This is a genomic window from Microbacterium sp. LjRoot205 (assembly GCF_056175745.1).
Window position 1 is genome coordinate 168,173 of the sequence record NZ_JBGFFH010000002.1, and the last position, 12,279, is coordinate 180,451.

Consider the following 12,279-nt stretch of genomic DNA (forward strand, 5'->3'; position numbering starts at 1 on the left):
TTATTTCAGGAAGTAGATAACGACGAACAGCACGATCCAGACGACGTCGACGAAGTGCCAGTAGTAGGACACCACGATCGAGGACGTCGCCTCTTTGTGCCGGAAATTCTTGACGGCGTATGCACGCCCGATGACGAGGAGGAACGCGATCAGACCGCCGGTGACGTGCAGGGCGTGGAAGCCGGTGGTGATGTAGAACGCGGACGCGTACGAGTCGGCGCTGATCGGCAGGCCCTCTGCGACGAGCTGTGCGTACTCCCACACCTGCCCGGAGACGAAGATCGCGCCGAGTGCGAAGGTGAGGAAGAACCACTCGACCATGCCCCACCCGAACAGGCGGCGACGGCCTGCGCCGTTCTTCTGCCCCTTGGCGATGCGGTACGGCTGCAGGTCCTCAGCCGCGAACACGCCCATCTGGCAGGTGAACGAGGAGAGCACGAGGATCGCCGTGTTCACGAACGCGAACGGCACGTTCAGCAGTTCGGTGCGGTCGGCCCAGAGCTCGGGGGAGGTGCTGCGGAGCGTGAAGTAGATCGCGAAGAGTCCCGCGAAGAACATCACCTCACTGCCGAGCCACACAATGGTGCCGACAGCTACCGGGTTGGGGCGCTTGATCGTTCTTGCCGCCGGGGCATACGTCGCTGAGGTCGTCACCCTTCCATTATGGCCGATCCGCGGGGATGATTCTCGCACCGGAGGCCCCGGTTTCGCCCTCAGGCGATTTAGGCAACCCTAAGAAAACGCTGCGAATCCTCGGTGAATACGCGGGAAACGAGGGATGGTCGAACTTCGAGTCGTGGTTCGGAAGAGTCTGCACGTTTTCCCGGCGCCGATAGGATCGCACACATGGCTGATTCCCTGACCTGGTCCGACGTGCTCACCACTCTTCTGGAGCGTCGTGATCTCAGCGTCTGGGAGTCCACCTGGGCCATGCGCCAGATCATGCGCGGCGACGTCACTCAAGCTCAGCTCGCCGGCTTCCTCGTCGCTCTCCGGGCCAAGGGGGAGACGATCGACGAGATCGTCGGCTTCCGCGACGCCATCCTCGAGGCGGCCGTCCCGCTGCCCGTGTCGCCCGACGTCCTCGACATCGTCGGCACCGGCGGCGACCGTGTCGGCACGGTCAACGTCTCGACGACCGCCGCGGTCATCATCGGCGCCACCGGCATTCCCGTCGTCAAGCACGGGAACCGTGCTGCCAGCTCGGCCTCGGGGTCGTCCGACGTGCTGAGCGCACTCGGGCTGGAACTCACCCTCGATCCCGCAGCCGTCTCGTCGATCCTCGACCGCACAGGCATCACGTTCGCGTGGGCCGGTGCCTTCCACCCGGGGTTCAAGCACGCGGGGGCTGTCCGGGCCGAACTCGGCGTCCCCACCGTCTTCAACATGCTCGGCCCGCTGTGCAACCCGGCTCGCGCGGAGGCGAACGCCGTCGGTGTGGCTCAGCTCGAGCGTGTCCCCCTCATCACGGGTGTGTTCCGCACGCGAGGCGCGACGGCGCTGGTGTTCCGCGGAGACGACGGGCTCGACGAGTTGACCACCACGGGGCACAGTCGCATCTGGGAGGTCACGCGCGGCGACATCCACGAGCACGACCTCGACCCGCGCGACCTCGGCATCCCGATCGCGGACCTCGCGGATCTGATCGGCGGAACCCCCGATCACAACGCCGCCGTGCTGCGCAGGACGCTCGACGGCGAGACGGGAGCCGTGCGAGACATCGTCCTGCTCAACGCCGCTGCGGGGATCGTCGCGTTCGAGCTCTCGCAGGATGCGACGCAGGTGCAGCGCCCTATCCTCGAGCGTCTGCGTGAGGGATACGAGCGAGCGGCCGCCGCGGTCGACGACGGCCGCGCGATCGCCAAGCTCGATGAGTGGATCGGCGTGAGCCGCGAGCTCGCGTCGGCGTAGACACCACGATGGATCCCGTAGCCGCTCTGCTCGAGATCGCCTCGCTGCTCGAGCGCGAACGGGCATCCCGATATCGGGCGAAGGCGTTCCGCCAGGCCGCGGCGACCTTGCAGCAGCTGCCGGAGGACGTGCGCGCAGATCCTACGAGGCTGCGCGCGGCGAAGGGGATCGGCGAGTCGACGTTCGCGGTCATCCGGCAGGCGCAGAGCGGAGAAGTGCCCGACTATCTCGTCGAGCTGCGCGGCGATGTCGAGCCGGAGCGGGTCTCGGAGCTGAGAGCGAAGCTGCGGGGCGATCTGCACGCGCATACGGATTGGTCGGACGGGACGACGCCCATCCCCGTCATGGCGGCGGCTGCGCGAGCGCTCGGACACGAGTACCAGGCGATCACCGACCACTCACCGCGCCTCAGGGTCGCCCGAGGGCTCTCACCCGAACGACTGCGCGAGCAGATCCCGCTGGTGCGTGCCGAGACGGGAGACGGATTCACGCTCCTCGCCGGCATCGAGGTCGACATCCTCGAAGACGGCGCCCTCGACCAGGACGACGCGCTGCTGGGCGAGCTCGACATCGTCGTCGCGTCCGTGCATTCCAAACTGCGCATGGACGCGAGGCCGATGACGGCTCGCATGATCGCGGCCGTCTCGCACCCGCGGGTCAACGTCCTCGGCCATTGCACGGGCCGCCTCGTGCAGGGCGAACGCGGCACTCGCCCTGAATCGCAGTTCGATGCAGCAGCGGTCTTCGCGGCGTGCGCGGAGAACGGAGTGGCCGTCGAGATCAACTCCCGGCCCGAACGTCAGGATCCGCCCGACGAGCTGATCGCGATCGCGTTGCAGGCGGGCTGCCTGTTCTCGATCGATTCGGACGCGCACGCACCGGGTCAGCTCTCGCTGCTCGATCACGGTGCGGAACGGGCGGAGCGAGCCGGCGTCCCCGCATCGAGGATCGTCACCACCTGGGGACTCGACCGGCTGCTCGCCTGGGCGAGCTGAGTCAGCCCTCGATCGTCGCGATCGCGGCCACGGCGCGGGTCATCGAGCCTCCGAGGTTCCACTTCTCCGCGAGCGCGGTCGCAGCATCGACCTCTGACGGGTCGAGCGGACGGAGTGCGTCGCTCGGCGCCGCGATGTCGAGGTCGGGCGCCACGGCTACCACGGTCGGGGCGACATCGAGGTAGTCCGCCGCGGCGAGGATCTTCGCGCGGACGCCGGCGCTCATGCCCTCGCCGGCTGCGGCCGCCTCTCGGATGCCCACCAGATCGCCATGGGCCTGGAGGAGAGTGGCTGCGGTCTTCTCTCCGACGCCTGCGACGCCGGGCAGTCCGTCGGAGGCGTCGCCGCGCATCGTCGCGAAGTCGGCGTACTGGCTGGGCAGCACGCCGTACTTCGCCACCACGACGGCATCCGTGACGATCTCGAGATTGCTCATGCCCCGAGCCGTGTAGATGACGCGGATGTTCCTCGAGTCGTCGACGAGCTGGAACAGATCCCGATCGCCTGTGACGATGTCGACAGGCATGGTCGCGTGCGTCGCGAGGGTGCCGATGACGTCATCGGCTTCGTGCTCGGCGACCCCGATGATCGGGATGCCGAGCGCTCCGAGCGTCTGACGGATCAGAGGGATCTGCGCCTCGAGGGGATCCGGGACCTCTTCGACGTCGGGACCGGCGGTGACGACCTCGACGACTCGATGCTCCTTGTAGCTGGGGATCAGGTCGACGCGCCACTGGGGTCGCCAGTCGTCGTCCCAGCATGCGACCACGTGGGTCGGCTCGTACAGGGTGACCAGCTTCGCGATGATGTCGAGCAGCCCTCGCGCGGCGTTGATGGGAGACCCGTCTGGTGCCGTGACCTTGTCGGGCACTCCGTAGAACGCGCGGAAGTAGAGGCTTGCGGTGTCGAGCAGGAGAAGCTTGTCGGCGCGGGGCATGGAGACAGTCTGTCAGCGCGCCGAGCGAGGATGCCATCGAGTCCGTCATATCGCCCCGTGATCTGATAGCCTTGATCGTCACTCGTGGCGTGTCTATGCATGCCCTGGTGTCGAAAACCAAATCCATCGCTGCAGAGCTCATCGTCGGCCGTGCGCGGCCGGAGCGCTCAGCCCGAGTCTCCATTCACAAGGACAACCCACTACATGACTACCGCAACGACCGCCCCGGCCACCAAGCAGGTCGCGATCAATGACATCGGATCTGCTGAAGACTTCCTGGCCGCGGTCGAGAAGACCCTGAAGTTCTTCAACGACGGCGACATCATCGAGGGAACGATCGTCAAGATCGACCGCGATGAGGTCCTCCTCGACGTCGGATACAAGACCGAGGGTGTCATCCCCTCGCGCGAGCTCTCGATCAAGCACGACGTCGACCCCAACGAGGTCGTCAAGGTCGGCGACGAGGTCGAGGCCCTGGTTCTCCAGAAGGAGGACAAGGAAGGCCGTCTGATCCTCTCCAAGAAGCGTGCGCAGTACGAGCGCGCCTGGGGAGACGTCGAGAAGATCAAGGAGAACGACGGCGTCGTCACCGGAACGGTCATCGAGGTCGTCAAGGGTGGACTCATCGTCGACATCGGTCTCCGTGGCTTCCTGCCGGCCTCGCTCATCGAGCTGCGCCGCGTCCGCGACCTCACGCCGTACCTCGGCCAGGAGATCGAGGCCAAGATCCTCGAGCTCGACAAGAACCGCAACAACGTCGTGCTCAGCCGCCGTGCGCTGCTCGAGCAGACGCAGTCGGAGTCGCGCACCACGTTCCTGAACAACCTCCACAAGGGTCAGGTCCGCAAGGGTGTCGTGTCGTCGATCGTCAACTTCGGTGCGTTCGTCGACCTGGGCGGCGTGGACGGCCTCGTGCACGTCTCCGAGCTGTCCTGGAAGCACATCGAGCACGCCTCCGAGGTCGTCGAGGTCGGCCAGGAGGTCACCGTCGAGATCCTCGAGGTCGACCTCGACCGCGAGCGCGTCTCCCTGTCGCTGAAGGCGACGCAGGAGGACCCGTGGCAGGTCTTCGCCCGCACCCACGCGATCGGTCAGGTCACGCCGGGTAAGGTCACCAAGCTCGTTCCGTTCGGTGCGTTCGTTCGCGTCGCAGACGGCATCGAGGGACTCGTCCACATCTCCGAGCTCTCCAGCAAGCACGTCGAGCTGGCCGAGCAGGTCGTGTCGGTCGGCGAAGAGGTCTTCGTCAAGGTCATCGACATCGACCTCGAGCGTCGCCGCATCTCGCTCTCGCTGAAGCAGGCGAACGAGGCCGTCGACGTCAACGGCACCGAGTTCGACCCGGCGCTCTACGGCATGCTCGCCGAGTACGACGAGGCCGGCGAGTACAAGTACCCGGAGGGCTTCGACCCCGAGACCGGTGCGTGGAAGGAAGGCTTCGACACCCAGCGCGAGGCATGGGAGCAGGAGTACGCTGCAGCCCAGGCTCGCTGGGAGGCCCACAAGGCTCAGGTTGCCAAGGCAGCCGAGGCCGAGGCGGCCGCTGGCGACGACTTCGGCGGCCAGGTCTTCTCGAGCGAGGTCGCAGGCGCGGGCACGCTCGCTGACGACGAGGCTCTCGCCGCTCTGCGCGAGAAGCTCTCGGGCGGCAACGCATAAGCATCACGCTCTGAACGGGCCGTCATCCTTCGGGATGGCGGCCCGTTCTGCGTCGTCGTCGCCTGTGGCGGCTACGTGACCGAACATTACGGCGGCATTCGTAACATTGCGCGGGCCCCGCCAGCATGGGAATATGACATCCCTGCTCGCACACCCGCGCGTCGACGCGTCTGTCGACAACCGCACGGCGCAGCCCGTGCGGTTGCGAGAGGTCGGGCGGAGCTTTCCGATCGGGCGAGGACGCCGCGATGTTCTCCGCGGAGTCGACATCGAGGTGGCGGCCGGCGAGATCATCGCCGTCGTCGGACCCTCGGGATGCGGCAAGTCGACTCTCCTGCGCCTCATCGGCGGACTGGACGCGCCCTCCAGCGGCAGCATCCTGCTCGATGACTCGGGTGTCGCGGACGTCGATGAGCGCACCGCTGTCGCTTTCCAGGAGCCACGGCTTCTGCCCTGGCGGACGATCTCGCAGAACGTCGAGCTCGGCCTTCCGCGGGGCACGGCACGCCGAGACGGCCGCGAACGCGTGCGCGAGCTGCTCGAACTGGTCAGCCTCGAACAGGCAGCTGATCAGCGCCCGCGCGAAGTGTCAGGCGGTATGGCGCAGCGTGCCTCGCTCGCACGCGCCCTCGCTCGGAACCCCGGAGTGCTGCTGCTGGATGAGCCGTTCGGCGCACTCGACGCCCTCACCCGCCTGCGGATGCACGATCTGCTGCTGAAGATCCACGCGGCAGAACCCACCACCGTCCTCCTCGTCACGCAYGATGTCGAAGAGGCCCTCTACTTGGCTGACCGCGTGCTGCTGCTGCGCACACTCGACGCCGACGCCGGCACGGATGCGCGCTCGATCGTGCGCACGATCACCGTGCCGGGCATCCGCCCCCGCGACCGCGCCGATCGCGGTCTCGCGGACCTCCGCGCCGAGCTCCTCGAAGGACTCGGCGTCGACACCCACCACCGCACTGCCACCGAGGAGACCCGATGAGCACCATCACCCGCCGAATCATCCCTGCGATCGCTGTCGCCGGGACGATGATGCTCGTCGCCACCGGGTGCGTCGCCGGTGAGAACGCCACGGCCTCCGACGCGTCGAAGGATGACGCCGCCGCGGCCGGCGAATGGTCTTCCGACACCCTGTCGATCGACTTCGCCACCTACAACCCCCTGAGCCTGGTGATCCGCGACCAGGGCATCCTCGAGGAGATCCTGGGTGACGACGTCGACGTCGAGTGGGTGCAGTCCGCCGGCTCCAACAAGGCCAACGAGCTGCTGCGCTCCGGCTCGATCGATGTGGGATCGACCGCGGGTTCCGCCGCGCTCCTCGCCCGTGCGAACGGATCGCCCATTCAGGTCATCGACATCTTCTCGCAGCCGGAGTGGTCGGCGATCGTCGTCGGACCCGACAGCGACATCACCTCGGTCGAGGATCTCGCGGGCAAGTCGGTCGCTGCGACGAAGGGCACGGACCCCTACTTCTTCCTCCTGCAGTCCCTCGAGGAAGCAGGACTCTCGGTCGACGACGTCGAGGTGCAGAACCTCCAGCACGCCGACGGACGTGCAGCGCTCGACGGTGGATCGGTCRACGCCTGGGCCGGACTCGACCCGATCATGGCCGCAGCCGAGGTGGAGTCGGGCGACCAGCTCATCTATCGCAACGTCGACTTCAACACCTACGGATTCCTGAACGCCACCGAGGACTTCATCGAGAACCACGCCGACCTCGCCCAGGCCGTCGTCGACGCGTACGAGCAGGCGCGCGAGTGGGCGCTCGAGAACCCCGACGAGACCGCCGCGCTGCTGGCCGAGGTCGCGGGCATCGACATCGAGGTCGCGAAGCCCGTCATCACCGAGCGCTCGAACCTCGATGTGAGCGGCATCCCAGGAGACGACCAGGTCGCGGTGCTCGAGAAGATCGCTCCCGTGCTCGTCGACTCCGGTGATGTCCAGGGCGGCGAGGACTCGGTCGACAAGGCACTGGACTCGATCGTGAACGCCACCTTCGCAGAGAAGGCGGTCGGAGGCGAGTGACCGACCAGACGGTGGTGGTCCCCGCCGACGCGCGTGAGGCGCTCGACGCCGCTCGAGGTGTCCGTCGGCGGCCCGAGGTGGGCGCGCGGCATGCGTGGGTCCGTCCGGCGGTGCGGATCGCCGGCGGGTTCCTGCTGCCTGTCCTCATCCTCATCGCGTGGCAGGTCGTGACGACCACCGGAGTCGTCGCGCCCTACCTGCTGCCGTCTCCGGAATCCGTCTTCGCTGCCGGTGTCGAGCTGGCCGAGCGGGGGCTGCTGTGGACGCACATCGCGATCTCGGTGCAGCGCGTGCTGCTCGGCTTCGCGATCGGATCAGTGATCGGACTCGCGATCGCGGGGATCGTCGGGCTCTCGAGGATAGGCGACGTGCTGCTCAGCCCGACGCTTTCGGCAGTACGAGCGGTCCCGTCCCTGGCCTGGGTGCCGCTGCTCATCCTCTGGATGCAGATCGGTGAGGAGTCGAAGGTGACGCTGATCGCGATCGGCGCCTTCTTCCCCGTCTACACCACGGTCGCGTCGGCGCTCCGCCATGTCGATCCACTCCTGGTCGAGGCCGGGCGCTCGTTCAGTCTGCGCGGATGGTCGCTGTTCCGCACCGTGCAGTTGCCCGCTGTCGTGCCGTCAGTCGTCGCAGGTCTCCGACTCGCTCTCGCGCAGGCCTGGCTGTTCCTCGTCGCCGCGGAGCTCATCGCCTCGTCGATGGGGCTCGGGTTCCTGCTCACGGACTCGCAGAACAGCGGACGCGTCGACAGGATCATCCTGTCGATCGTCCTGCTCGCACTTCTCGGCACGATCACGAACGCTCTTCTCGTGCTGGTCGAGAAGTACCTGCTCAGACGGTGGGTGTGACCGTGACGGAAGCTCGTCTGCATGAGACCCGCACCTACTCGGCGCCTGCCGGGTTCGCTGCGACGGCGAACGTGACTGCTGAGGCGTACGCGCGGGCGGCGTCCGACCCGACACTGTTCTGGGAGCAGGCGGCCGAGCGGCTCGACTGGGCCGAGCCCTGGCACACGGCTCACGAATGGGATCCGCCCGTGGGGGATGCGGTTCCCGCCGCACGATGGTTCGTCGGCGGACAGCTCAACGTCGCGTACAACTGCGTCGACCGCCACGTCGAGGCCGGGCGCGGCGACAAGGTCGCGCTGCACTTCGAGGGCGAGCCGGGCGACCGCATCGCCGTGACGTACTCCGACCTCCAGGACAGGGTCTCGCGTGCGGCCAACGCGCTCATCGCACTCGGCATCCGACCGGGCGACCGCGTCGTCATCTACCTCCCGGTGCTGATCGAGACGGTCGTGATCACCCTCGCCTGCGCGCGCGTCGGAGCCGTGCACTCACTGGTGTTCGGCGGGTTCTCCGCCGAGGCGGTGCGGTTCCGGCTCGCGGACACCGGCGCAAAGCTGCTCGTGACGAGCGACGGCCAGTTCCGCCAGGGCACCGCCACCGAGGTCAAGTCGACGGCCGACACCGCTGCCGCGGATCTTCCCGACCTCGAGCACGTCCTCGTGCTCCGGCGTACCGGACAGGACGTCCCGTGGACGGAAGGGCGCGACGTGTGGTGGCACGACGTCGTCGACACCGCCTCCTCCCGGCATGAACCCGACGCATTCGATGCCGAGCATCCGCTCTTCATCATCTACACGTCAGGCACCACAGGGAAGCCGAAGGGGCTCGTCCACACCTCGGGCGGGTACCTCACTCACGCGAGTTGGGCGCACTGGGCGCACTTCGACGCGAAACCCGACGACGTGCACTGGTGCACGGCGGATCTCGCGTGGGTGACGGCCCACACATACGAGATCTACGGCCCGCTCTCGAACGGGCTGACGCAGGTCATCTACGAGGGGACGCCGGACGCGCCGAACCGCGAACGCCATCTCGAGATCATCGAGCGCTACGGCGTGACCGTCTACTACACCGCCCCCACGCTCATCCGCACCTTCATGACGTGGTTCGGCGCAGAGCTGCCGCAGGGGCACGACCTCTCGACGCTGCGTCTGCTCGGAACGGTCGGGGAAGCGATCAACCCCGAAGCCTGGATCTGGTTCCGCCGCAACTTCGGGCGCGACGAGCTCCCGGTGGTCGACACCTGGTGGCAGTCCGAGACCGGAGCAGCGATGATCGCGCCTCTTCCGGGAGTGACGACGCTCAAGCCCGGCTCTGCATCCGTGCCGCTGCCCGGGATCGACGCGACCGTCGTCGACGCGAACGGCGATGAGGTCGCGCCCGGAAGATCCGGAACGCTCGTGGTGCGGCGCCCGTGGCCGGGAATGGCGCGGACCGTGTGGGGCAACCCGCAGCGTTACCGCGATGCGTACTGGTCGGCGTATGCCGGACACGGCGAGCACGGCGGATACTATGTCGCCGGTGACGGGGCGACGCGCGATGCCGACGGCTACATCTGGATCCTCGGCCGCCTCGACGACGTCGTGAACGTGTCCGGCCACAGGCTCTCTACGATCGAGATCGAATCCGCGCTCGTGGCCCACGACACGGTGGGGGAGGCCGGTACCGCAGGCGTCTCCGATCCCGTCACCGGGCAGGCCGTGGTCGCGTTCGTCACCGCATCAGGACGCGCGGAGGTCTCGACCTCGCAGCTGCGCGGCCAGGTCGCCACGGCGATCGGCCCCGTCGCCAAGCCGAAGCACATCGTCGTGGTCCCCGACCTCCCCAAGACACGCTCCGGCAAGATCATGCGACGGCTGCTCGCACAGCTGTGGGAAGCCGAGCAGGATCGCCGCGCCGGACGAGCACCCGCCCCGCTCGGGGACACGACATCTCTCCAGAACCCGTGGGCCGTCGACGACATCGCCGCCGTGCTCGAGACCGCTGAACTGAGGACATGATGACGGAAGAACACCGCTTCGGCTTTCGCACGAGGGCTCTCCACGCCGGCGGCACTCCCGATGCTGCGACGGGTGCCCGCGCCGTGCCGATCTACCAGACGACCTCCTTCGTCTTCGAGGATGCGACGGATGCCGGCAACCTCTTCGCGCTGCAGAAGTACGGCAACATCTACTCGCGCATCGGCAACCCCACCGTCGCTGCGCTCGAAGAACGGCTGGCATCGCTCGAGGGCGGGATCGGCGCGGTCGCGACGGCATCCGGCATGAGCGCGGAGTTCATCACGTTCGCCGCGCTCGTCGGAGCCGGTGACCACGTGGTGGCCTCCGCCCAGCTGTACGGAGGCACGGTGACGCAGCTCGACGTGACGCTGCGCCGGTTCGGCGTGCAGACGACCTTCGTCGCATCCACCGACCCCGCCGACTACGCCGCCGCGATCCGCCCCGAGACCAAGGTCGTCTACGTGGAGATGATCGGCAACCCGTCGGGTGAGATCGCCGACATCGAAGGCCTCGCGGAGGTCGCGCATGCCGCCGGTGTGCCGCTCGTCGTCGACGCGACCCTCGCCACTCCGTACCTCGCACGGCCGCTCGAGCACGGCGCCGACATCGTCATCCACTCGGTGACGAAGTTCCTCGGGGGCCACGGCACCACACTCGGCGGCGTCGTGATCGAGAAGGGCACCTTCGACTGGGGCAACGGACGGTTCCCGCAGATGACAGAGCCCGTCGAGTCCTACGGCGGCATCAAATGGTGGGACAACTTCGGCGAGTACGGGTTCCTCACCAAGCTCCGCACCGAGCAGCTTCGCGACATCGGTCCGGCGCTCAGCCCGCAGTCGGCGTTCAACCTCCTGCAGGGAGTCGAGACGCTGCCGCAGCGCATCGACGCGCACCTCGCGAACGCGCGGGTCGTCGCCGAGTGGCTCGACTCGGACCCCCGGGTCGAGTACGTGACCTGGGCGGGCCTGGCTCATCACCCGCACCATGAGCGCGCTGCGAAGTACCTGCCGCTCGGCCCTGGGTCGGTGTTCGCCTTCGGTGTGAAGGCCGATGACGGCCGTGCCGCGGGGGAGACCCTCATCGAGAACCTCCAGCTCGCGTCCCATCTCGCGAACATCGGCGATGCGCGCACGCTCGTGATCCATCCGGCATCCACCACCCATCGTCAGCTCACGGAACAGCAGCTCGTCGCCGCGGGCGTGCGCCCCGACCTCATCCGCATCTCGGTGGGTCTCGAGGACGCCGAAGACATCATCTGGGATCTCGATCAGGCCCTCACGACAGCGACAGGAGCGACCCGATGAGCGGAATCGAGACCACGGACGCCGAGGCCTGCGCGCTTCCGACTGCGCAGGACATCGCATCCTGCGCGCTCCCCGGGTCCTCGCCGGCGCAGCCCGACCGCACCTGGATCGGACCCGGCCAGCAGGAGCGCTTCAGCATCCTCCGGCGCGCGAGATCCGTCGCCATCGTCGGTGCATCGAACAACCCTGCGCGGGCGTCGTACTTCGTGGCGACCTATCTGCTCTCCAGCACCGCGTATGACGTGTACCTCGTCAACCCGCGGGAGGCGGAGATCCTCGGACAGCCGGTCTACGCCTCACTTGCAGACCTGCCTGTGGTGCCCGACATCGTCGACGTGTTCCGCCGGCACGACGACCTGCCGGGGGTGGCCCAGGAGGCGATCGAGGCCGGCGCGCACACGCTCTGGCTGCAGCTGGGTTCATGGAACGAGGATGCCGCCGCGATCGCCGAGGGGGCGGGGCTCTCGGTGGTGATGGATCGGTGCATCAAAATCGAGCATGCCCGGTTCCATGGAGGGCTCCACCTCGCCGGATTCGACACCGGGGTCATCAGCTCGCGTCGGCAGCTGCTGGCGCGATGACCCGAGCTCGCGG

The 12,279-nt window shown here is 67.7% G+C and carries 11 protein-coding genes; 9 read left to right on the forward strand and 2 right to left on the reverse strand.

Going from position 1 to position 12,279, the window contains the following annotated elements:
• Positions 1-654, reverse strand: a complete 654-nt coding sequence (ctaE, locus tag AC04ME_RS06580) for an aa3-type cytochrome oxidase subunit III (protein WP_153302215.1) — start codon at positions 652-654, stop codon at positions 1-3.
• 192 nt (positions 655-846) lie between these two features.
• On the opposite strand from ctaE, the gene trpD reads away from it, so the two are divergent.
• A complete protein-coding gene (gene trpD, locus AC04ME_RS06585) occupies positions 847-1,911 on the forward strand; it encodes an anthranilate phosphoribosyltransferase (RefSeq protein WP_042538391.1) in 1,065 nt (354 codons plus the stop codon).
• Between the two features lie 8 nt (positions 1,912-1,919).
• A complete protein-coding gene (locus AC04ME_RS06590) occupies positions 1,920-2,906 on the forward strand; it encodes a PHP domain-containing protein (RefSeq protein WP_309689496.1) in 987 nt (328 codons plus the stop codon).
• Position 2,907: 1 nt separating this feature from the next.
• On the opposite strand, the gene AC04ME_RS06595 is transcribed toward AC04ME_RS06590, so the two are convergent.
• On the reverse strand, positions 2,908-3,843 hold the full coding sequence (locus tag AC04ME_RS06595; RefSeq protein WP_079113074.1) for a 5'-3' exonuclease: 936 nt from the start codon (positions 3,841-3,843) through the stop codon (positions 2,908-2,910).
• Positions 3,844-4,047: 204 nt separating this feature from the next.
• On the opposite strand from AC04ME_RS06595, the gene rpsA reads away from it, so the two are divergent.
• The 7 genes from rpsA (at position 4,048) to AC04ME_RS06630 (ending at position 12,266) form a co-directional block, all read left to right on the forward strand.
• Positions 4,048-5,502 (forward strand): 30S ribosomal protein S1, encoded by a 1,455-nt coding sequence (gene rpsA / locus AC04ME_RS06600; RefSeq protein ID WP_056377208.1) that lies wholly within the window; start codon positions 4,048-4,050, stop codon positions 5,500-5,502.
• Positions 5,503-5,635: 133 nt separating this feature from the next.
• Positions 5,636-6,487, forward strand: coding sequence for an ABC transporter ATP-binding protein (locus tag AC04ME_RS06605; RefSeq protein WP_475434195.1), 852 nt, complete (start codon positions 5,636-5,638; stop codon positions 6,485-6,487).
• The gene (locus AC04ME_RS06610) at positions 6,484-7,530 is read left to right on the forward strand and encodes an aliphatic sulfonate ABC transporter substrate-binding protein (protein WP_475434197.1); all 1,047 of its coding nucleotides are present in this window, start codon (positions 6,484-6,486) and stop codon (positions 7,528-7,530) included. Before AC04ME_RS06605 ends, AC04ME_RS06610 begins: the two co-directional genes overlap by 4 nt.
• On the forward strand, positions 7,527-8,381 hold the full coding sequence (locus tag AC04ME_RS06615) for an ABC transporter permease (RefSeq protein ID WP_475434199.1): 855 nt from the start codon (positions 7,527-7,529) through the stop codon (positions 8,379-8,381). The genes AC04ME_RS06610 and AC04ME_RS06615 overlap by 4 nt, the downstream gene beginning before the upstream one ends.
• A gap of 2 nt (positions 8,382-8,383) precedes the next feature.
• Positions 8,384-10,381: an acetate--CoA ligase gene (gene acs / locus AC04ME_RS06620; protein WP_475434201.1), complete on the forward strand. Its 1,998-nt coding sequence runs from the start codon at positions 8,384-8,386 to the stop codon at positions 10,379-10,381.
• The gene (locus AC04ME_RS06625; protein WP_309694319.1) at positions 10,381-11,685 is read left to right on the forward strand and encodes an O-acetylhomoserine aminocarboxypropyltransferase/cysteine synthase family protein; all 1,305 of its coding nucleotides are present in this window, start codon (positions 10,381-10,383) and stop codon (positions 11,683-11,685) included. Before acs ends, AC04ME_RS06625 begins: the two co-directional genes overlap by 1 nt.
• On the forward strand, positions 11,682-12,266 hold the full coding sequence (locus tag AC04ME_RS06630) for a CoA-binding protein (protein ID WP_475434203.1): 585 nt from the start codon (positions 11,682-11,684) through the stop codon (positions 12,264-12,266). Before AC04ME_RS06625 ends, AC04ME_RS06630 begins: the two co-directional genes overlap by 4 nt.
• Positions 12,267-12,279 lie beyond the last annotated feature (13 nt).